At 71.5% G+C, this 21,981-nt stretch carries 16 protein-coding genes; 7 read left to right on the top strand and 9 right to left on the bottom strand.

The window, feature by feature from the left end; all coding sequences use genetic code 11:
• Positions 1-13: 13 nt before the first annotated feature.
• Together ACGFU6_RS26735 and ACGFU6_RS26730 are read right to left on the bottom strand one after the other, a co-directional pair.
• Positions 14-2,527: an MFS transporter gene (locus tag ACGFU6_RS26735; protein WP_393614490.1), complete on the bottom strand. Its 2,514-nt coding sequence runs from the start codon at positions 2,525-2,527 to the stop codon at positions 14-16.
• Between the two features lie 23 nt (positions 2,528-2,550).
• Positions 2,551-3,072 carry a MarR family winged helix-turn-helix transcriptional regulator gene (locus ACGFU6_RS26730; protein WP_393614489.1) on the bottom strand — a complete coding sequence of 174 codons (522 nt, stop codon included), beginning with the start codon at positions 3,070-3,072 and terminating at the stop codon, positions 2,551-2,553.
• A 582-nt stretch (positions 3,073-3,654) separates the two neighbouring features.
• Between ACGFU6_RS26730 and ACGFU6_RS26725 the strand changes: the two genes are divergently transcribed.
• Positions 3,655-3,867 (top strand): hypothetical protein, encoded by a 213-nt coding sequence (locus ACGFU6_RS26725; RefSeq protein WP_393614487.1) that lies wholly within the window; start codon positions 3,655-3,657, stop codon positions 3,865-3,867.
• A 44-nt stretch (positions 3,868-3,911) separates the two neighbouring features.
• Here the strand turns inward: ACGFU6_RS26725 and ACGFU6_RS26720 are convergent, their stop codons facing one another.
• The 6 genes from ACGFU6_RS26720 to ACGFU6_RS26695 form a co-directional block, all read right to left on the bottom strand.
• Positions 3,912-4,784, bottom strand: a complete 873-nt coding sequence (locus tag ACGFU6_RS26720) for a hypothetical protein (RefSeq protein ID WP_393614485.1) — start codon at positions 4,782-4,784, stop codon at positions 3,912-3,914.
• Positions 4,785-4,841: 57 nt separating this feature from the next.
• Positions 4,842-5,708, bottom strand: coding sequence for an RNA polymerase sigma factor SigF (locus tag ACGFU6_RS26715; protein ID WP_024489092.1), 867 nt, complete (start codon positions 5,706-5,708; stop codon positions 4,842-4,844).
• A gap of 234 nt (positions 5,709-5,942) precedes the next feature.
• Positions 5,943-6,794, bottom strand: a complete 852-nt coding sequence (locus ACGFU6_RS26710) for an RNA polymerase sigma factor SigF (protein WP_393614483.1) — start codon at positions 6,792-6,794, stop codon at positions 5,943-5,945.
• Positions 6,795-7,096: 302 nt separating this feature from the next.
• Positions 7,097-7,390, bottom strand: coding sequence for a Dabb family protein (locus ACGFU6_RS26705; RefSeq protein WP_393614481.1), 294 nt, complete (start codon positions 7,388-7,390; stop codon positions 7,097-7,099).
• 10 nt (positions 7,391-7,400) lie between these two features.
• Complete coding sequence (locus tag ACGFU6_RS26700) at positions 7,401-7,565, bottom strand: hypothetical protein (protein WP_393614480.1); 165 nt, start codon at positions 7,563-7,565, stop codon at positions 7,401-7,403.
• A 350-nt stretch (positions 7,566-7,915) separates the two neighbouring features.
• The gene (locus tag ACGFU6_RS26695; protein WP_393614478.1) at positions 7,916-11,224 is read right to left on the bottom strand and encodes a right-handed parallel beta-helix repeat-containing protein; all 3,309 of its coding nucleotides are present in this window, start codon (positions 11,222-11,224) and stop codon (positions 7,916-7,918) included.
• 252 nt (positions 11,225-11,476) lie between these two features.
• On the opposite strand from ACGFU6_RS26695, the gene ACGFU6_RS26690 reads away from it, so the two are divergent.
• On the top strand, positions 11,477-12,685 hold the full coding sequence (locus ACGFU6_RS26690) for a S8 family serine peptidase (RefSeq protein WP_393614476.1): 1,209 nt from the start codon (positions 11,477-11,479) through the stop codon (positions 12,683-12,685).
• Between the two features lie 40 nt (positions 12,686-12,725).
• On the opposite strand, the gene eccCa is transcribed toward ACGFU6_RS26690, so the two are convergent.
• Positions 12,726-16,700 carry a type VII secretion protein EccCa gene (eccCa, locus tag ACGFU6_RS26685; RefSeq protein WP_393614578.1) on the bottom strand — a complete coding sequence of 1,325 codons (3,975 nt, stop codon included), beginning with the start codon at positions 16,698-16,700 and terminating at the stop codon, positions 12,726-12,728.
• 537 nt (positions 16,701-17,237) lie between these two features.
• Here eccCa and eccD point away from each other — a divergent pair.
• From eccD to ACGFU6_RS26660, 5 genes are all read left to right on the top strand, one after another.
• The gene (gene eccD, locus ACGFU6_RS26680) at positions 17,238-18,638 is read left to right on the top strand and encodes a type VII secretion integral membrane protein EccD (RefSeq protein ID WP_393614475.1); all 1,401 of its coding nucleotides are present in this window, start codon (positions 17,238-17,240) and stop codon (positions 18,636-18,638) included.
• A 21-nt stretch (positions 18,639-18,659) separates the two neighbouring features.
• The gene (eccB, locus tag ACGFU6_RS26675; protein WP_393614473.1) at positions 18,660-20,108 is read left to right on the top strand and encodes a type VII secretion protein EccB; all 1,449 of its coding nucleotides are present in this window, start codon (positions 18,660-18,662) and stop codon (positions 20,106-20,108) included.
• Between the two features lie 395 nt (positions 20,109-20,503).
• Complete coding sequence (locus ACGFU6_RS26670; RefSeq protein WP_393614471.1) at positions 20,504-20,860, top strand: hypothetical protein; 357 nt, start codon at positions 20,504-20,506, stop codon at positions 20,858-20,860.
• 87 nt (positions 20,861-20,947) lie between these two features.
• Positions 20,948-21,277: a WXG100 family type VII secretion target gene (locus ACGFU6_RS26665; RefSeq protein ID WP_393614469.1), complete on the top strand. Its 330-nt coding sequence runs from the start codon at positions 20,948-20,950 to the stop codon at positions 21,275-21,277.
• Between the two features lie 165 nt (positions 21,278-21,442).
• Positions 21,443-21,955, top strand: coding sequence for a type VII secretion system-associated protein (locus tag ACGFU6_RS26660; RefSeq protein WP_393614467.1), 513 nt, complete (start codon positions 21,443-21,445; stop codon positions 21,953-21,955).
• Positions 21,956-21,981 lie beyond the last annotated feature (26 nt).

Genomic DNA, 21,981 nt, shown 5'->3' with positions numbered 1-21,981 from the left:
GTGACCGGACTGGTTACTCGCCGGGGTGGGCGAGCTCGATGTCGTGGCCGTCGACCCCGCGACCGGCCACGGTCAGGGCGCCCGCCACCGGCGGGTAGCCGGTCGCGATGACCGAGTACTCGCCCGCGTCCAGGTCGGTGAAGGCGTACGCCCCGTCCTCCCCGGTCGTCGAGTTGGCGATCACGTTGCCCGCCGCGTCGATCAGCGTGACGCGGGCGTCCGGCAGCGGCCGCCGGCCGGAGCCGGCCCGCACGACGCCCTGGACCAGCGCGCCGGCCCGCAGTGCGGCGTCGACCCGGGTGACACCCTGGCCGCCGACCTCGACGGGCAGTGCCATCGGGCGGAAACCGGCCGCGTTGACCGCGACGGTCACCGAACCGGGGACCAGCTCACCGAAGGTGAACTCGCCCGCCTCGCCGGACTTGCCAGTGGCCAGCACATCGCCTCGGACATCGGTCACGATGATCATGGCGCCCTCGACCGGCGCACCGCCCTCGGCGGCCCGCACGGTTCCGGCCAGCCCGCTCGTACCGGCGAGCAGGATGTCGTAGCTGAGCGGCTCCTCGCCGACGACCACGGTGGACGCCTGCGGCTGGAAACCGTCGGCGGACGCGATCAGCACGTACGAGCCGGCGCCCGGGGCGTCCAGGCCGTAGCTGCCGTCGGCCTGCGCGGCCGAGATGCCCAGCTGCCGGCCGCCCAGCGAGATCAGCGTGACGGCGGCGTGCCCGACGGGCGCGCCCTCGGCGCCGCGCACCACACCGCGTACCGCGGTGCCCTGCAGCGTCGCCACCGGAGCGTCCTGGAGGGTGTCGACCGAGGTGACCCCGGCCGTTCCCTCGGAGACCAGGGCGGCGGTACCGGGGGCGACGTCGGCGAAGACCGCCGCGTCGGCCGGGGCGGCTGCCTGCGCCGGGACCGCCTCGACCGGTGCTGCCTCGGCCGGGGCGTCGTTCGCCGCGTTCGTCCGCAGCGCGACCTCCTTGATGAAGATCGTGACCAGGAAGGCGAGCAGTGCGGCCGGGGCCGCGTACAGGAAGACGTCACCGACGCCGTGTCCGTAGGCCGCCTCGACGATCGTACGCATCGGCGCGGGCAGCTTGTCCAGGTCGGGGATGCCCCCGCCGCCGGTACCCATGGAGGCGCCCTGGGGACCGAGGTCGCTCAGGCCGTCCTTGACGTAGTGGGTGACACGGTTCGCCAGGACGGCGCCCAGTGCCGAGACACCGATGGCACCACCGAGGGAACGGAAGAACGTGACGACGGAGCTGGCCGAACCGAGGTCCTTGGGGTCGACCTGGTTCTGCGTGGCGAGCACCAGGTTCTGCATCATCATGCCGATGCCGAGACCCATCACGAACATGAAGATCGCGATGTGCCAGTACGTGGTGTCGTACCGGATGGTGCCGAGCAGGCCGAGCCCGGAGGTGAGCAGGAAGCCGCCGCTGACCAGCCAGATCTTCCAGCGGCCCGTCTTGGTGATGATCTGGCCCGAGATGGTGGAGGAGAGGAACAGACCCGTGATCATCGGGATCGTCATCACACCGGACATCGTCGGCGACTTGCCGCGCGCCAGCTGGAAGTACTGGCTGAAGAAGACGGTGCCGGCGAACATCCCGATACCGACGAACAGCGAGGCCAGCGAGGCCAGCGTGATGGTGCGGTTGCGGAAGAGCCGCAGCGGGATGATCGGCTCACTGGCCCGGGACTCGGTGAAGACGAAGAGCAGGACCAGCACCAGGGAGCCGGCCAGCATGGCGCCGGTCTGCCAGGACATCCAGTCGTACTTGTCGCCCGCGAAGGTCACCCAGAGGAGCAGCAGCGAGACCGCGGCGCTGATGAAGAAGGCGCCGGTCCAGTCGACCTTGACCTCGCGCTTGACGACCGGGAGCTTCAGGGTCTTCTGGAGCACGATGAGGGCGATGACCGCGAACGGCACGCCGACGTAGAAGCACCAGCGCCAGCCCATCCAGCTGGTGTCGGTGATGACACCGCCGAGCAGCGGGCCGCCGACGGTGGCGACGGCGAAGACCGCGCCGAGGTAGCCGCTGTAGCGACCGCGCTCGCGCGGGGCGATCATCGCGGCCATCACGATCTGGGCGAGGGCGGAGAGACCGCCGACGCCGATGCCCTGCACCACACGGCAGGCGATGAGCATGCCGCTGCTGGTCGAGAGACCGGCGACGACCGAGCCCAGGACGTAGATGATCAGGGCTATCTGGACCAGCAGCTTCTTGCTGAACAGGTCGGAGAGCTTGCCCCACAGGGGGGTGGTCGCCGTCATGGCCAGCAGCGAGGCCGTGACGACCCAGGTGTACGAGCTCTGGCTGCCGCCGAGGTCGGAGATGATCTCCGGCAGGGCGTTGGAGACGACGGTGGACGACAGAATCGCGACGAACATACCGAGCAGCAGCCCGGTGAGTGCTTCCATGATCTGCCGGTGTGTCATCGGCGCGCCGTCGGAGGAGTCGTGCCCTCCGTGCTTGGCGTGGCCGCCCCGCACACCGGTTGGTGTGGTCGTAGCCATTTAAATCCTTGTCTTTGCTTCTGTTACACGGGTGTACGGGTGTACGAGCCGTTGTTGTTGTCGGCCGGCCGGGAGCGGCAGTCGCCGCTGTGCCTTCCGGGGGCGCACCCGCCGGAACCGCGACAGGAGAAGCTGTCGCGCAGCCGGGCCAACAAGGTGTTGAGCTGCCCGACCTCTTCGTCGGACCAATCCTGGAGATGGTGGGCGAACATTTCGGTGGTCCGGCAGTTCAGCTCGCAGAGCACGTCCTCGCCCGCAGGGGTCAGCCGCAGGATCCGGGAACGCTTGTCCGCCGGGTCGGGGGACCGTTCGATCCAGCCGCGCTCCGCCACGTGGGCGACATGTCGGCTGGTGACCGACATGTCGACGTCGAGCAGTTCGGCCAGACTGCTGATCCGCATCTCGCCGTGCCGGCTCAGCAGAGCCAGTACGGCCGCTGAGCCCGCAGGGCATTCGGCCGGCAGGGTGCGTGCGAGTCCTCGTTTCACGGCGCCGATGGCGCTCAGCTGCCGGGCCAGTTCTTCGTACTGACTCCGTGCGGCCACGGGACCCCCAGACATCATCACACCGGTCATCTTGTTGCTTAGGGCAACCATAGAAGCCGTTGGTTGCTGCAGGCAAACGAAATAGGGCTTGCATAAGTAAAGGAACCCAAAAGGCTGAGTAGGGGCGAAGTCAAAGCCCCAGCGTCTGCGGTGCGTAAGTAGCGGGATGTGTCTCCTGCCACACCAGGGGCTCGGGAGACGCGGTCCGCGGCCCGGATTCCGGGTGGGCCGGGACACCCCTCCGGAGCCGCCGCCCGGCCGGCGAGCGGTGTGCGGTCGCCCTTCGCGCGTATACGCGTATATACGGGAGAGCGGACGGGTGGGGGCGGCCGTGATTCCCAAGTGGCCCGGGAAGCAACGGTGTTGCCCACCGGGGGAGGGGCCGGGGGCGGTACGGGGCCGGTTCGGGTCGCGGCGCGGGGTCCGGTGGGCCCGGCGGTTTCCCCGCCGCGCACCCGTGCCCTCCCCGCCCCTCGCCCGAGCCCCACCCGGCACTTGCGCACCGTTTGCCCCACTGCGGCCTCGCGCCTTCAACGCCCCGGGGGTTGGGCGCCCGCGCCGAGTTCGCTAGGGTCCTGCGACATGGCACACAACCCCCACGCCCCGCAGGGTCCCGAGGGCACAAGCGACCCGGCAGGCAACACGCAGATGTTCCGCGCCTTCGTCGACGAGGGCGAGCCGCAGCGCCGGCAGCAGCCGGCGCCCGTGTCGTCCGGCCCGAGGACCGGACTGATCGCCGCCGTCGTCGCGGTGATCATCGTTCTCGGCGCGGTCGCCTGGCTCGCGCTGGGCTGACCGGCCCTCCGGTCACCCCGTTCCCATCCGCCACTTCCAGTCCGTCACTTCCAGACGGCGGTGACGTCCCGGGTCTCGACATGCATGCCCAGGGGCACCCGCCAGTCGTCCACACAGACGGTGTACGTCTTCTTCCGCGCCGCTCCCGCGTCGATCGGCGCGGGCAGCGGCGCTGTCGATTCCCGGGTCGCCCAGTCGATGCCGAGACCGCCGATGATGTGCGTGGCGAAGGTGACGGTACCCGAACGCACCGGTGAGCCGCCGGTGTTGCGGAACTCCACGGTGACCTTCTCGCACCAGCGGTGGTCCGCCGCCGCCCGGCCGGGAGCGCCGACCTTCAGCGCGGCTGGGCCCGCGGGGGCGGTGGAACCGGGCGCGGACGGGGTGGCGGGGGCGGTGGAGCCTCCCGAGCCGCCGGAGCCTCCCGAGCCGCCCGGGCCGTTGGAGCCGGACGGGGCGGAGCTGCCGCTTCCGGAGCCGCCGGAGCCGCTTGTGGGGCTCGTGCGGCCTCCGCCGGAGCCGGAGCCGGTGCCGGAGCCGGTGCCGTCCGCCGTACGGCCGGGCGTACCGGGCGCGCCCGCCCCTCCCGTGCCGCTGTCCTTGGTGCCGCCGCCGTCCGCACCGCGTCCCTCGGCCGACGAGCCCGGTGAGCCCGAGGGCGCGGTGCTCCCGGGGCTCCCGTCGCCGCCCCCGCGCCGGTCCCCGTCCAGCGGGACCAGCGTGACCTTCCCCGAGGGCGCCACCGCCCCCGAGGGGGTCCTTCCGGAGCCCGACTGTGCCGCGCCGACCGCCGTGTAGCCCTCGCCGCCCGTGCCGTCGCCGCAGCCTGCCAGGGAACCGCCCAGGCACAGCACGGCCGCCGAGGCGGCGATCAGGGTGCCCCGGCGGCCGTGCGGACCGAATGTCTGACGTCGCATCGCGTCAGTGTGACTGACGGTCCGTCAATTCGGAACCCGTGTGCGGCTGTACACGGATCAGTCGGCGATGAGCCCCTCCCTGAGCTGGGCGAGCGTCCGGGTCAGCAGGCGCGAGACGTGCATCTGCGAGATGCCGACCTCTTCGCCGATCTGCGACTGGGTCATGTTGGCGAAGAACCGCAGCATGATGATCTGCCGCTCCCGGGGCGGGAGTTTGGCCAGCAGCGGCTTCAGGGACTCGCGGTACTCGACGCCTTCCAGCGCCGAGTCCTCGTACCCCAGCCGGTCGGCCAGCGAGCCCTCGCCGCCGTCGTCCTCGGGCGAGGGCGAGTCCAGCGAGGAGGCGGTGTAGGCGTTGCCGACGGCCAGGCCGTCGACGACATCCTCCTCCGAGACCCCGAGCGCCTTGGCCAGCTCCGGAACGGTCGGCGAGCGGTCGAGCTTCTGGGCGAGCTCGTCGCTGGTCTTGGTGAGGGCGAGCCGCAGCTCCTGGAGCCGGCGGGGCACCCGCACCGACCACGAGGTGTCGCGGAAGAAGCGCTTGATCTCTCCCACGACCGTGGGCATGGCGAACGTCGGGAACTCCACGCCGCGTTCGCAGTCGAACCGGTCGATCGCCTTGATCAGGCCGATCGTGCCGACCTGGACGATGTCCTCCATGGGTTCGTTGCGGCTGCGGAACCGCGCCGCGGCGTAACGCACCAGCGGCAGGTTGAGCTCGATGAGTGTGTCCCGCACATAGGCCCGCTCCGGGCTGTCCGTTCCATCGGGCCCCGGTGCGGGGCCGAGTGCGGCGAGCCGCACGAACAGCGAGCGGGACAGCGTGCGGGTGTCGATGGCTTCCGACGAGCTGGTGAGCACAACGGGTGCGGGTGCGCTCTTGGTGAGCGTGAGCACCTTCGAGCTGCCCTGTTCTGCGGACATGCCACCCCCTTGAGGTCGCGGACGGTCGCGGTGGCCGCGACCATCGGAGGAACGCAGCCTCCACCTGAATACCGGAAGCGAGGCGGCGGCAAACGCGGTTCCCGCAGAATGTCACATGTCGGCAACGCGCTGTAGTGACTTGTCGACAAGTCTTGGGTGAGTCTGTGCAGTTAACAAGGGGTTTGCCGCATGTGGTGGGGCGGGAATGCCCAGAGAACGGTCTACCCGTTCCGGTTACGCCTCGATCCTGTTTGCGGATCGCAGTCGGGCGAAACTTCTGGCCAGAAGCCTTGACACATGCATCTGCGACACACCCAGTTCCGCGCTGATCTGGGACTGCGTCAGATTGCTGTAGTAGCGCAGCAGCAGGATCCGCTGTTCGCGTTCGGGCAGCTGTACGAGCAGGTGCCGGACCAGGTCGCGGTGCTCGACACCGGCCAGAGCGGGGTCCTCGTAGCCGAGCCGGTCGAGCAGTCCGGGCAGCCCGTCACCCTCCTGGGCGGCCTCCAGCGAGGTCGCGTGGTACGAGCGCCCGGCCTCGATGCAGGCCAGCACCTCGTCCTCGGAGATCTTCAGCCGGGCGGCGATCTCCGCGGTGGTGGGCGAGCGGCCGTGCGCGGTCGTCAGGTCCTCGGTGGCGCCGGTGACCTGGACCCAGAGCTCGTGCAGCCGGCGCGGTACGTGGACGGTGCGCACGTTGTCCCGGAAGTACCGCTTGATCTCGCCGACCACGGTGGGCATGGCGAAGGTGGGGAACTGGACGCCCCGTTCGGGGTCGAACCGGTCGATGGCGTTGATCAGCCCGATCGTGCCGACCTGGACGACGTCCTCCATCGGCTCGTTGCGGCTGCGGAACCGCGCCGCGGCGTAGCGCACGAGGGGGAGGTTCGCCTCGATCAGCGCGGTCCGGACCCGGCCGTGTTCCGCGGTGCCCGGCTCCAGTCCCTTGAGCTGCCCGAAGAGCACCTGGGTGAGCGCCCTGGTGTCCGCGCCCCTGGTCCTGGCGGGGGTGACGGTGTCGTCGGGCGTCTCGGTCTCGATCGTCTGCACCGCCTGCGGCTCCGGCTGCGGAGCCGATTGCTGCACCGGCTGTTGCACCGGCTGCTGCGGCGACTGTGCAGGCGGTTGTTGCGGTGACTGCGTCGGCGCCTGCTGCTGCGGCGGCTGGGCGGTCTGGGGAGGCACTTGAGGCGCTGTACTGGCCGGCACGGTGACGCCACCCCTTTGCGGTCAACTTCGGTCAACTCATCCGTCAAAAGCGGTCATAGCATCACAAGACATGTCCACTATGTGCAAGCACCCTATTGCGCCGTGTTGACATCGAATCGGTTTAAACACAAAGAAAAGCCCCTCACCGCTGTGGTGAGGGGCTCGCAGGGCCGAAGGGGTCAGAACGGGTAGTCGGCGATCACCCAGGTGGCGAATTCGCGCCACTGACCGGCGGCCGCCTGGTGGGCCGGATGCTCGACGTAGGTCTTCAGCGCGGCCTCGTCGGCGACGGCGGAGTTGATCGCGAAGTCGTACGCGATCGGCCGGTCGGTGATGTTCCAGGCGCACTCCCAGAACTCGAGGCCGGGGACCTTGCCCGCCAGCTCCTGGAAGGCCCTGGCCCCCGCGACGACCCGGGGGTCGTCCCGCTCGACGCCGTCGTTCAGCTTGAACAGGACCAGATGGCGGATCATGGGGGTACTCCTACTTCACGAGCTCGGACATGAAGTCACCGACGCTCTGCGCGGCACTCGAAACTCCCTCGAACCCTACTTGGACGAGTTCCGCGGCCCGGGCGGGGGACTTGATGATCGTGTAGAGCACGAAGACGACTATCAGGTAGAGAATGATCTTCTTCGCTTGCGCCATCGGCCCCTGACACCCCTTCGATCCCCTGTGCGGTCGGGCGAGTCTATCCGCACGAATGGCCGTATCCACGTGGTGTTTCCGATCACTCATCCGGACTTTAGGGACCAAGGACCCGGTGACCGAGGCCCTTCGCCCGCCCAGGTGGCCCCCGGCACGAGGCACCATGGATGACGAGCCCGGCGGATGTGGCAGAAGATCCGCAGGGCGAGGAGCAGGGCCCCTCTGTGGGGTTCTCGCCGCGGCATACCCCCCGATCGCGGCGAGGACTGGAAGGCCCTGTTCTCATCGGGGGGAGCGGCTTGTCCCCCCGATGCCGCTTCCCCCGACCTGACTCCTTCCCCGCCCTGCGCTCAGCGCAGCGTGCCGGCGGTCTCCGGCGGCAGGTCCTCCGGGAGCAGCAGCCGCAGGTCGTCCAGGTCCGGCGCGGGCATGGCGCCGATCCGGCCGGCCTGCCGGGTCATCATCGTCTCCAGGATCTGCCGGGCCGTGCGCGCGTTGCCGAAGGCGTGGTCGCGGGGCAGGCCGTCCATGTAGCCGCGCAGCGCGGTGAGCGCCTCCGGGTCGCAGTCGTAGCCGTAGCCGGTGGCCTGCTTCGACAGGATCTCCAGCAGCTCGTCCGTGGAGTAGTTCTCGAACTCCACCGTCCGCGAGAACCGCGAGGCCAGACCCGTGTTCGAGTCGAGGAAGCGGCGCATCTCGCGCGTGTAGCCGGCGGCGATGACGACGACCTCGTCGCGGTGGTCCTCCATCAGCTTCAGCAGCGTGTCGACGGCCTCCCGGCCGAAGTCGGAGGTCGCGCCCTCCGGGGTGAGCGTGTACGCCTCGTCGATGAACAGCACACCGCCCAGTGCGCTCTCGAACGCCTCCTTGGTGAGCTGGGCCGTGTGCCCGACGTAGCGGCCCACCAGGTCGGCGCGGGCCACCTCGACGAGCTGGCCCTTGGGCAGGACGCCCAGGGAGCGCAGCAGATCGGCGTAGAGGCGCGCGATCGTGGTCTTACCGGTGCCGGGCGGGCCGGAGAAGATGAGGTGCTGGCTGATCTTCGGCGTGGGCAGTCCGGCGGCCCGCCGCTGCCGGGTCGCGCTGAGCAGGTTGACCAGGGCGGTCACCTCGTTCTTGACCGCCGTCAGACCGATCATGGCGTGGAGCCGGCCGAGCAGTTCCTCGGAGCCGGGGCCGGTGTCCGCCGCGGTTCCGGCGTCCGGCGCCACGTCGTCGGGCAGCAGGAGGGTCAGGTCGCTCTCCGCCGGGTTCTTCATGGAGCTCAGCCGCAGCGCCTGCCGGTCCACCATCTCCTCGAACACGCGGCGCGCCGCGCGGCCGTTACCGAACGACGCGTCGCGCGGCATCCGCTCGTAGTGCGAGGCGAGGGTGTCCAGGGTCCGCGGGTCCAGCGCGTAGCGGTGGGCCGCGCACAGGCTCTCGGTGATCGTGACCAGCTCGCCGACCTCGTAGTTGGCGAACTCGATGGTGCGGGTGAAGCGGGAGGCCAGTCCCGGGTTGGAGGAGAGGAAGGCGGCCATCTCGCCCGTGTAGCCGGCGGCGATGACGGCCACCTCGTCGCGGTGGTCCTCCATCAGCTTCAGCAGCGTGTCCACGGCCTCCCGGCCGAAGTCGGCGCCGGAGCCCTTGCTGTCGGAGAGCAGCGTGTACGCCTCGTCGATGAACAGGACCCCGCCGATGGCCTCGTTGAACGCCTCGGTCGTCTTGATGGCCGTGCCGCCGATGACCTGCGCGACCAGATCGGCCCGGGAGACCTCCACCAGGTGACCGGAGCGCAGGACGCCCAGATCCGCCAGGATGCCGCCGTACAGCCGGGCCACCGTCGTCTTGCCGGTGCCGGGCGGTCCGGAGAAGACCAGGTGGCGGCTCATCTGCGGCACCGGCATGCCCAGTTGGGCGCGGCGCTCGTTGAGCTGGGTGAGGTTGACGAGCGTACGCACCTGGCTCTTGACCTCGGCGAGGCCGACCAGTGACTCCAGCTCCTCCAGCGGGCCCCTGGGCCCCTTGGCCTGCTCGCCGGGCCCACCGCTCGCGGCGTCGGGCGGGAGGGTGTCGCCCCACGCGTCCGGGGCCACGTTGCCCGCGCTGTTGAGGTCCTCCACCGTGAGCCGCTCGTTCACCCGGGTCTGCCTGAGACCCGCGCCCCGGTTGTCGCGGACGGTGCAGCCGGTGACGGTGATGGCCTCGGCGCTGTCGATCCGGATGCCGTCGCCGACGCTGCCGATGACCTGGGAGGAGGTGAGCGTGGCGCGGGAGCCGTTGGAGAGCATGACGCCGTGGGCGCCGCAGTCGGTGATGTGGGCCCGCACCACGGTGAGTTCACCGCCGGAGTCCACCGTGATGCCGCCGGCCGAGGCGGACTCGATCCGGCAGTCCCGCAGGGCGCCCAGGCCCTCCGAGCCGACGGACACGGTGGTGTCGGTCGCCGCCCGCATGACGGTGTCGCGTATCTCGGGGTTGCCGCCGGAGGCGATCCGTACCGCGGAGCCGCCCGCCCGGTCGATCTCGCAGTGCTCCAGCCGGCCGCGCCCGTCCTCGGCCACCTCGACGCCGTGGCCGCCCGGCGAGGTGACCCGGGCGCGGCGCAGCAGCGGGTTGGCGCCGGTGAGTATCCGGATGCCGGCCCCGGCCGCGTCCGCGACCAGCAGGTCGTCGAACTCCGCGGCGGAGTCCTCCTCCAGCAGCACGGCGCCGCTCGTGTCCGCGCAGTCACGTACCGCGCAGCCGGTCAGGGTGGGCGCGCTGGAGTTGATCACCCGGATCGCGGGAGCGGCCGCGGAGTCGAACTCGCAGTCCTGGAAGGTGCCCCGGGAACGCTCGGTGACGGCGAGCCCGCTGCCGGTGGTGCGTGCGGTACGGCAGTTCAGGAACTCGGGGTCGGCGCTCGCGGCCAGCATGATGCCGGGGCCCGAGGTGCCGGACACGGCGACGTGCTCCAGGATCGGGCGGGCGGAGCTGGTGATGTAGACGCCGACGGAGGTGTCGTGCACCGAGGTGCGGACGACCCTGGTGCCGCTGCGGCCCTCCAGGGCGATGGACGGCTTGTCCGTGCCGGAGATGTCGCAGTCCTCCACCACGCCCTGCGCCTCGTCGGAGGTCAGCACGCCGTTGGCGCGGGCGTCACGGATCCGGCAGTCCCGTACGGTCGTTCGCGCCTCCGCGCCGATGACGACGCCGGAGGTGCCGAGGTTCTCGATGAGGCAGCCGGCGATGACGCTGCCCGTGGGCGCGGAGTCCACGACCCCGGCGCCCTTCGGGTTGCTGACCCGGCAGTCGCGCATGGCGAGCGAGCCCTCCTCGCGGGCCAGGACCGCCGTCCAGCCGGAGCCGATGACCGTGCAGCCGTCCATCGCGACCTGGCCGCGCGGCACGTCGACCACCGGCAGGTCCTCGCTCCCGCCGCGCAGGGTCAGGTCGGTGAGCATGACGGCGTCGGCGACCAGGACCACGGCGGTGCCCCGGCGCGGGCAGATCTCGACGCTGCCCGGATCGCCGTCGGCGACGATGGTGACCCGCGTCCTGACGACGAGGTTCTCCGGGTAACGGCCGGGGTGGACCCGGATCACCGCACCCGTGCGCGCCTTGTCCAGGGCATCACCGATCGTCCGGAAGCCGTCCGGCTGTTCCGACCCGACCCTGAGCAACTGCCGTGACACGCTCGGTCCTCCTCGCTGTGGTGCCGCCGCCGCGTGCCTCTCCCACCCAGGGGACCGGCCGGGGACTGGTTCGCGTCCGGGGTACGTACGGCTGTGCGCACGCGCTGAAGGCTACGGGAACGGTGGCGCGATGTTCCAGGAGGGACAGCCCCGTTCGGACCGGATCCGCCGGCGGCGGCACCCGGCCCGCGCACCCGGTGACCGGCCGCCGGCCACGTCCCGCTCCGCGCGACCCGGCCTCCGGCGCCTATCATGCGCGCCATGCCCCGTGCCCGAGTTCGCCTCCGCCGTCACCCCCGCGCATCGGCCGTGGCCGCCACCTTGCTGATGACCGTGATCCCGGCCGCGCTGGGCGTCGTCGGCGTCGTGCCGGCCGTGCCCGCGTCGGCCGACTCCGTGGGGCTGCCCGTCGTGCGGTCCGTCCTGGCGGAGGACGACACCTGCGCCGTGGCCTCCGGCAAGAAGGCCGAGGCCGAGCCCTGGACGATGGGGGTCCTGGGCGCGTCCCGTGCCCGGCCGCTCTCCCAGGGCGCGGGGACGACGGTCGCGGTCGTGGACACGGGCGTGGCCAAGGCGGCGCCCGCGCTGTCGGGGCGGGTGAGCGCGCTGGGGGCGGCCGGTGAGGACTGCGTCGGGCACGGCACCTTCGCGGCCGGTCTGATCGCGGCGGAGCCCGGCGGGGACGGCGGTCCGGCGGGGCTGGCGCCCAAGGCCCGGATCCTGGCCGTGCGGGGCACGGACGAGCGCGGCGTCACCACGGCCTCCCAGGTCGCCGAGGCGATACGCCAGGCCGCGGACGAGGGCGTCTCCGTCATCTACGTGGCCGTGGCCCTGGACGGCGGCAAGGCGCAGCTGACGGACGCCGTCGCGTACGCGAGCGGCAAGGACGCGCTGGTGGTGGCGCCGGCGGCGCCGGACGCGCTGCCGAGGAACACGGAGCCGGCGCCCTGGTACTGGCCGGCGGCGGCGCCCGGCGCGCTGTCCGTGACGGACTACGGCCCGGACGGGGGGCGGCCCACCAACGCGCCGGTGGTGAGCGGGGTGGACCTGGCGGCGCCCGGCGACGTGGTGGTGAGCATCGGGCCGAAGGGCTCGGGCCATTTCATCGGCTCCGGCGCCTCGTTCGCCGCCGCGCACGTCGCGGGCGCGGCGGCCCAGGTACGCGCCCGCTACCCGGAGCTGACGGCCGCCCAGGTCTCGCGCCGGCTGACGGAGGCGGCCTACCCGGCGTCGCCGCCCCGGCTCGACCCGTACGCCGCGCTGACGGCCGTACTGACCGATGCCAGGGGTGCGGCGCCCAAGCAGCAGCGGGCGGTGCTCCCGCCCCCACCGTCGACCCAGCCCCGTACCCGGGCCCTGGTCATCGCGGGTGTGGGCGGCGCTCTGGTGCTGCTGGTGGCGGCCGGTGCGGTGGTCATCCCGCGCGGCCGGGCCCGGAACTGGCGCCCGGCGGGCAGCTGACGGGGCCGGCCCGGCGGCCGGCCCCGTCCTCGCGGCCCCGCTATGACGCGGTGTCGTCCTCCAGCACCGCTGTCTGCACCTGGATCTGCTTGCGCCGCGTGACCCGCGTACCCCGGCCGGGGGGCAGGTTGCGGCCCTTGACGCTGCCCATGATGAAGCCCTCCGACGGGGGGCACGACAGCAGCAGCGTCGGGGTGTTGACCTCCTGCATGCGGCGCAGCATCTGTTCGCTCAGGCCCCGGCCCGCGCCGGCGGCGGAGCGGGCGACGACCAGGTGCAGGCCGACCTCGTACCCGAGGGCGAGGTGGTTCAGCAGCGGGTCGAACGGGGCGTTCATCGCGCTGGTGCCCAGCATGTCGTAGTCGTCCACGAGGATGAACAGCCTCGGCCCGTCCCACCAGTCGCAGGTGCGCATCCGGGCCGGCTTGATCTCCGGACCCGGTACGCGGGCCGCGACCGCGCGGGCGGCGCCCGCGATCAGCTCCTTCAGGGCGTCCATCGACACCGCGTGGCCCAGGCGGTACTCGTCCGGGATCGCCTCCACCAGCTCGCGGCGGTAGTCCACGACCATGATCCGGGCCTCGGCCGGGCTGTACCGGTCCATGATGGCCTTGGCCGTCAGCCGCAGCATGTTGGTCTTGCCGCTCTCGGTGTCGCCGACCACGATCATGTGCGGGGTCTCGGAGAAGTCGTGCCACACCGTGGACAGCCGCTCCTCCTCCAGGCCGATGGGCATCTTGAAGTCGCCCTTGGGCGCCGGGAGGTCGGCCAGCCGGAGCTTGGCCGGCAGCATCCGCACCGGCGGGGCCGGCGGGCCCTGCCAGCTCTCCCGGACCGCCGCCACCAGACCCGCCACACCGTCGGACAGGTCGTCCGCCGACTCCGCGCCGTCGATCCTCGGCAGCGCGGTGAGGTAGTGCAGCTTGGCGTCCCGGGTCAGGCCCCGGCCCGGCAGCCTCGGCACGGTCGCGGCGCGCCGCATGTCGATCTCGGAGTCCATGGGGTCGCCCATCCGCAGCTCCAGGTGGGTCGCCGCCTGGTCCCGGATGGACGAGGTCAGCTCCACCCAGCGGGCGGTGGTGACGATCAGGTGGATGCCGTAGTTGAGACCCCGGGCGGCGATCGCGCCGAACGTCTGGATGTAGCGGTCGAAGTCCTGGCGCACGGTCGACCAGCCGTCGATGACGAGGAACACGTCGCCGTGCCGTTGCTCGGGGAACTCCCCGGCGGCCCGGCGGCGCCGGAAGTTCGCCATCGAGTCGATGCCGTTGTCCAGGAAGAACCGCTCGCGTTCCGCGAGGAGCGTGGTGACCTCGGCGATCGTACGGCCGACCCGCTCGGTGTCCAGGCGGGCCGCGACCCCGCTGACGTGCGGCAGTCCGGCCAGCCCGGCCAGCGTGCCACCGCCGAAGTCGAGGCAGTAGAACTGCACCTCGCGCGGGGTGTGGGTGAGCGCCAGCGTGGCCATGATCGTGCGCACCATGGTGCTCTTGCCGCTCTGCGGGCCGCCCGCGACGGCGATGTGCCCGCCCGCGCCCGAGAGGTCGACGGTCAGCAGGTCCCGGAGCTGGTCGAAGGGGCGGTCGATGATGCCGATCGGGATGGTGAGCCGGCCCCGGTTCGGTGATCCGGCGCACGTCAGGCCCAGTTCGGGGTCCGGGGTGAGCGGCGGCAGCACCTGGTCCAGGGTGGCGGGCAGATCCAGCGGCGGCAGCCACACCTGGTGGGCCGGCGGCCCGGCGGTCAGCAGCCGCTCGACGGCGACGGACAGCAGGGTGTCGGCGGTCTCCTCCTGGTCGGGGGCGGGCTCCGGCTCCGGGGCGTCCGGCAACTGGCGCGGCACGACGTAGCTGTTGGTCCACGGCACGGTCTGGCTGGCCACCCGAGCCTGGTTGGCGCTGCCCCGGCGCTGCTGGTAGGAGCCCGAGACGTAGGCGGCCCGGAAGCGGGTCAGCGCCTCCACGCCCGACTTCAGGTAGCCGCTGCCGGGCTGCGGCGGGAGCTGGTAGGCGTCCGGCACTCCGAGGACGCCTCGGCTCTCCATCGCGGAGAACGTGCGCAGACCGATCCGGTACGACAGATGGCTCTCCAGCTGGTGCATCCGGCCCTCGTCCAGACGCTGCGAGGCGAGCAGCAGGTGCACCCCGAGGGACCGGCCGAGGCGGCCGATCATCACGAACAGCTCCATGAACTCGCGGTGCGCGGCGAGCAGCTCGCTGAACTCGTCGACGACGACGAACAGGCTGGGCAGCGGTTCCAGCGGCACACCCGAGGCGCGGGCCTTCTCGTAGTCGAGCGCCGAGGTGTAGTTGCCGGCCGACCGCAGCAGTTCCTGGCGGCGCATCAGCTCACCGTGCAGGGCGTCCTGCATCCGGGAGACGAGCGCGGCCTCACCGGCCAGGTTGGTGATGACGGCCGAGGTGTGCGGGAGTTCGTCCAGACCCAGGAAGGTCGCACCGCCCTTGAAGTCGACGAGGACGAAGTTGAGCGTCTCCGAGGAGTTCGTCAGGGCGAGCGAGAGGACCAGGGTGCGCAGCAGTTCGCTCTTGCCGGAGCCGGTGGCGCCGATCAGCATGCCGTGCGGTCCGGTGCCGCCCTGGGCGGACTCCTTGATGTCCAGTTCCACCGGCTCGCCGTCCGCGCCGACCGCGATCGGCACCTTCAGCCGGTTGGGGCCGGTGTGCTGCTGCCACAGCGTCTCCGGTTCGTGGCGGTGCAGGTCGGGGATGTTGAGCAGCGCGGTCAGCTCGACGTTGGCGGACAGCGGTTCGGACGAGTCCGAGGCGGTGCCCAGGCCCATGCGGTACGGGGCGAGGCGCCGTGCGAGCGAGGCGGCGCCCACCAGCCCGAGGCTGTCGGGGCTGCCGAGCGTGGTGGTCTGCTCCTTGCGCTCGCGGTCGGTGCGCACCAGCCCCAGGTCGCCCTCGGCGACGGTGAAGCGGAGCGTGCTGCGGCCGGGCCGCCAGGTGAGCGCGCCGCCCAGGTCCAGTACGACGGTGTTGCGGAAGCCGGCACCGTCCGCGCGGTGACCGGCCGGGACGGTGCCGCCGTCCACCACGATCACGGTGAACGGCTCCTCGCGCCCGGGTACGGCGTCCGGGTCGAACTGGGGCCGCTCCATGAACTCCGGTCCGAGCAGGTCCTCCAGCTCGCCCAGGGCGGAGACGGTCATCCGGGTCGGGCCCGCGCCGTCCGCGTCGTGCGGGTGGAGGCTGTGCGGGAGCCACTTCGTCCACTCCCAGTCCGGGCGCCGCTCGTCGGAGACGCAGAGCACGATCCACACGTCGTCCGGCGAGTGGAAGGTGGCCAGTTGGGCGACCAGGGACCGGGCCACGGACCGGGTCCGCTCCTCGTCGCCCCGGAACAGCACCCGGGCCCAGGCCCGCAGGTAGATCGCGATGGGCTGCTCGGGGACCGTTGAGTAGGCGCGGATGAAGCTGCGCAGGGCGTGCGCGCTGAGCGGTTCCAGGTCCTCGACGGGGTTGCTGGAGTTCGGGGTCAGCTTCAGGCCGAGCTTCTGCTCGCCGACCGCCACCCGGACCTCGCCGAAGTCCTCGTCGCGCGGGCGGCGTTCCCACAGCCGGGTGGTGCCGACCATCGACCACAGGGCGGCGGGCTCGGGGTGGCGCCAGGCCAGGGCCCGCTGCTGGTCCACGACGGCCCCGCGCACCTTGCGCCGGATCTGGGTGAGGTAGCGCAGGTAGTCGCGGCGCTCGCCCTTCAGCTTCTGCTTGCGTTCGCCGGCCTTGCGCATGAACTGGCCGATGAACATCGCGGCGGCGCCGAGCACCATCATGCCCAGCGCGATGTAGATGAATCCGCCGCTGCCCCGCGTCATTCCGGGCCGCATGAACATGAACATCATGGAGACCGACATCATCGCCATGGGGAGATACGTCCACACGGCGGAGGTGTCGGGCACCGTCTCGGGGAGTACCGGCGGTTCCTGGAGATTCAGCTCCCCGCCGGGCATCTCCGGCCCCCGGCGTCGGGCCGGTCGGCGGAACAGGACCACACTCAAGGAACCTTCTCCTTACGGGGCAGGGGTGGGGCGGGGGCGGCACGGCACCGGTGTCGCCCCTCGTCGGTGCCGGGCCGGGTACGGCCGGTACTTGGGGGCCCGGACCGTCGTGCCGGCGCGGCGCTCTGTCACAGTCTCGCCGCAACCCGTCCGGTCCGGATCACGGCGCCGCCGGGTCGCGCGGCCACCGGCCGGCAGGCCGGCGCCATGTCGTTCCGCGGGCCGCGGGACCGTCCGGACCACGCCGATTTCCGTACCGGGCGGCGAATTTGTCACGCGGCCTCCCGTGTCATTCGCCACGCCGAATTCAGCGTCGGACACCTGGTGCGCCGACGGTCACATCACATTCGGTGCCACGGGCCACATCGCCCACAACAGGCGGCTGATACTACGATCATTACGGCGACCGCCAGCAACCGGCCCTTTCCCGGGGCTTTGGGACGCGTCCGGCACCAGTGAACACCGGCGGGCCGTCAGCCGGCGTTCCCCTGCCCGTTCTCAGCAGTAACCGGAGAAGCGTGAGCCATCCCGATGACTGACACTCAGGTGGCCGAGCTGTGCCGTCTGACGGTACGAGCCCCGGCCAGGAGCATCGATCTCGCCGTCCCCGCCGACGTCCCCGTGTCGGACCTGCTGCCGGCGGTGCTCGGATACGCCGGCGACGACCTCGAAGAGGCCGGCATCGACCACGGCGGCTGGGTGCTCCAGCGGCTCGGCGGCGAACCCCTGGACGAGGAACGCACCCTCGACTCCTACGGTTTGCGCGACGGCGACACCCTCTACCTCAGACCGCGCACCGACGCCCTGCCCGAGGTGCACCTGGACGACCTGGTCGACGGCATCTCCACGACGATGAGGGACCACCCCTACGGCTGGAACCCCAAGGTCAGCCGCTGGGTCCTGCTCGGCATCGCGGTCGCGGTGCTCGTCGGCGGCATGGTGGTGATCGCGTGGCCCGGCGGCTCCGCGCCGACCCGGGCCGTGTTCGCCACCGCGGCGGGCCTGTTGCTGCTCGCGGGCGCCGGCGCGGCGAGCCGGGCGGTCGGGGACGCCGGCGCCGGCGCCGCACTGGGCTTCATGGTGGCGCCCTATCTGGCGCTGGCCGGCTGGCTGCTGCCGGGCGGCGAACTCAGCGGGCCGCACGCGTACGAGACGCTGGGCGCGCGGCTGCTCGCCGCGGGCGCCGCAGCGGCGGGCGGGGCGGTCCTCGCCCTCGCCGTCGTGGCCGCGTTCGCCGCACTGTTCCTGGGCGTCGCGGTCATCTCGGCGTTCGCGGCCCTGGTCGCCGTGCTGCTCATCGTGACGGACCTGGCACCCGTGCACGCCGCCGGCATCGTCGCCGTCCTGGCGGTCATCCTCGGCGCCTTCGTGCCCACACTGGCGTTCCGGATGTCCGGGATGCGGATGCCACCGCTGCCGACCAACGCCCAGCAGCTGCAGGAGGGCATCGAGCCGCACGCCACCTCCGTGGTCTCGGCCCGCGCGGTCCTCGCCGACGGCTGGATGACCGCGCTGTACGGGGCGGTGGGCGTCGTCGGCCTCGGATGCGTCGTCGTACTGGGCCGGGAGGACGAACTCGCCGAGATCATCATGACGGTGGCCCTGTCCCTGCTGCTCATCCTGCACGCGCGGGGGCTGGGCAACATCTGGCAGCGCATGTCGCTGGTGGTCCCGGGCGTGAGCGGGCTCATCCTGCTGGTGCTGGTCGCCGCCCCGGCCGCCTCGCCCGCCAACCGGCTGGTGACGGCCGCGGGGCTGCTCGCCGTCACGGCGGCGGTCGCGATCGCCGCCTGGACCGTCCCCGGGCGCCGGCTCGTGCCGTACTGGGGCCGCGCCGGGGAACTGCTGCACTCGGCGCTCGCGATCAGCATGCTGCCGCTCGCGCTCTGGGTGCTCGGCGTGTACAGCACCCTGCGGTCCATCAACGGCTGACCGGAAGGGAGACACACTGCGATGCAGTCCAAACGCGACCAGGTCCAGGCGCACATGTTCGTCATGGGCCGGCTGACCTCCGGCATGCTGCGCGCGGATCCGGACGCCCCCGAGAGCCCACAGGGCCGGACCAACCGGGGCGTGGTGATCGGCATCGTGATCGCCGTCCTGCTGTCGGCGGGGTCGTTCGTCCTCGGTCTGCTCAAGCCCGGCAGCACGGACTCCTGGCAGACCGCCGGAACCCTCGTCGTGAACAAGGACACCGGCTCCCGCTACCTCTACCTGGATGGCCGGCTGCGCCCGGTGCGCAACTACGCCTCCGCGCGGCTGCTCGGGGGCGCCGACATGAAGGCGACCTCCGTCGGCAGCGGCTCCCTGAGCGGTACGCCGCACGGGGCGCCGATCGGAATCAGCGGTGCGCCGGACGCGCTGCCCGCGAGCACGGACCTGGACACCGGTCCGTGGCAGGTCTGCTCGGGCGGTGCGACCGCCTCGACGGCCACCACCGTCGCGGTGGGCGTGGAGGCCGACGCCGCGGGGCTGCCCACCGACCAGGCGATGCTGGTGACGGGCCCGGACAAGGCCGGCTATCTGGTGTGGCGGGGCAGCAAGCTCCGGCTCGACGCGGACGGCCGCGCCCGCGAGGCCCTCGGCTACGGAACCACCCCGAGGGTCCCCGTCTCGGCGCCCTTCCTGAACGCCCTGCCCTCGGGGCCCGACCTGAGCGCGCCCGACGTGCCGGGCAAGGGGCAGGACGGGCCCTCGCTGGGCGGCCGGAAGACCCGCATCGGCGAGGTGTTCCGGGTCACCGTGCCCGGCTCCGCCGACCGCTACTACCTGCTCCGCAAGGAGGGCCTGAGCCCCCTCACCGCGACCGGCGCCGCGCTCGTGCTCGGCGACCCGGAGACCCGGCAGAAGGTGTACGGGGGCGGCGCTGCGAAGGTGACCGCGCTGGGCGCGGACGTGCTGAGCGGGCGGCTGGCCCCGGGCGCGGGCGAGAGCGCACAGGACCCGGACCTGCCCGCGGCGCCGCCGGAAGCGGTGGCCCTCGGCGAGGACCGCACCGTCTGCGTACGGGTCGAGCCCGGCGAGCGCGGTCCCCGGATCAGCGTGGCCATGACCGGGACGGGCACCCTGGGCCCGGCCTCGCAGGCACCGCCCGAGGGGCTCACTCCCGCGTGCATGCCGGTCGGCACGGTCACCGTGCAGCCGGGTGCCGGATCCCTGGTGCGCGCGCTCGGGGCGGGCGGGAGCCCGCTCGGCACCACCGTCTACCTGGTGACGGACACCGGGATGAAGTACCGGGTGGGGACGGTGGACGCGCTCACGGCCCTCGGCTACTCGCAGGCCCAGGCGCGCGGACTGCCCGCGCCGCTGCTCGCGATGCTGCCGACGGGCCCGGACCTGACCAAGGAGGCCGCCGCGATGGGCCGGAGCGCGAACACGACGCCACGCTGCGAGCGGAAGTGAGCACCCGGAAACAGGAACGTCGCACGGCGCACCGCACCGTGACGCGCGAGTGGCACATCGTGGTGGCGGGGGAGATGAACATCGTGTGACGCGAGAGAAAGTCCCCCCGGCGGCGAAACGGGACGTGCGCGACGGGCGTCCTGGTAAGTGAAAGCACAACTACGCCTACGTACAGGGACACAACTGACGGCGAGGCCGAATCGCTCTCGCGAATCGGCCGAAACACCGGGTTGGAGCGAAAAGGGTGCCTCAGGCCATTGAGCTCTCAACTGACCTGTCCTTAGGCTCCCTTTGTCCATCCCGTCCGGACGCCGGTCCTCCGGCCGCGTCCGTACACGCATCGCGCCGCCCGGAACCGACGGTCGGCGCGGCGACACTCCAGGAGGCACAGGCATATGGCAGGTACAGGCGGACAGCAGTCACTGGCGTCAGCGACACAGAACGGTGTCACGGCTCTGGAAATGGCCTTCAGCGGCGTCCAGAACAGCCGGCAGGACGTGGAGAACATGAAGCACAACCTGTCCTCCGGATACGCGGGTAGCGACGGTGGCGCGTTCCAGAACCTGCTCGACCGGTGGGACTCGCAGGCGGAGATCATCTCCAAGAACCTCCGCGACATGATCGGGACGCTGGAGGAGACGATGCGCGCGCAGGGCATCCAGCAGTCCACCGCGAACGAGTCCATCCAGCAGGCGCAGGGCCGCGCCGAGGAGATCTTCAACGCCCTGGCGGGCTCCACCGCCGGCAGCTGACGACCGCCCCCGCACCGGGCGTTGTGACCGGCACCCGGCTCGGCACGACCCCCATCCCGAAGCAACCGCCGCGAGACGAGGACGACCATGACCCCCCCGCTTGACTTCACCGACGGCCAGATCTACGTCGACTACTCCCACATGCAGAACGCCGCCGACGACATGGTCCACCAGACCAAGGCGATCGACAGCATCCTCACCAACCTGGAGGCGGAGCTCCAGGAGCTCCAGCGCACCTGGGAAGGTGACGACAAGGCGGTGTACGGCCAGAAGCAGGCGGCCTGGGACCACGCGGTCCAGGAGATGAAGCGCATCCTGGCCGAGAACTCGGCCCTGCTGAACGACGTCTCCGACACCTACCAGTACAGCGAGAAGTCCCTGACCTCGCTGTGGGAGAGCGTCCGTATCGGCAGCTGACCTGCCGTAGGGCGACACGCCCCCTGTGTCTCTTCGGGCGGCCGTCCGCGTGTGCGTCACGCGAGCGGCCGCCCGCGTCCGTGGGGCGGTGCGCCAACGCCCCACGGAGATCCGCGAAACGCCCCGAAGCCGGTGGAAACCCAAGAAAAACAGGAGTAGTGAGCAATGGCCGACAAACCCCCAGTCAATCTCAACAAGGCCTGGCTGCAGGGCTTTCTCGACAACGACGTCAAGCCGTTCCTCGCCGCGGTCAAGAAGATCAAGGAGGACGGGGACGCCCCGGACGGGACGCCGGTACCGGGGATTCCCAATCTCCAGGGCGGGGACGACGGCTCGAAGAAGGCGCAGGGCTTCTACGACGGGCAGAAGGTGCCGCTGGCCATCGGCGTGATGGCGGGTGACAAGGACGGCCGGACCAACGGCGGCTACCTGGTCAAGTCCCTGAACGCGATGGTGGATCAGATCGACGAGATCCTCAAGTTCCAGATCGAGCTCTTCGAGGAGATCGAGGACAACCTCGAGGACACCATCGAGGAGATGTTCAAGGCACAGGGCGACAACCTGGAGAAGATCGACGGGAAGAAGTTCGTCGACTTCTTCGAGGGTGTGGACGACATCCTCTCCGAGGGCACCGGTGACTCGGGCGGCGGTGGCGGGGACGACGATGACGACGACTGAGCCCGCGCGCCACCGCCGGCCCGCCC

It is taken from the genome of Streptomyces sp. NPDC048462, assembly GCF_043200175.1.
Lineage (GTDB): Bacteria > Actinomycetota > Actinomycetes > Streptomycetales > Streptomycetaceae > Streptomyces.
Note: the sequence above shows the minus strand (reverse complement) of the source record. Positions and strands in the feature narration are given on the sequence as shown.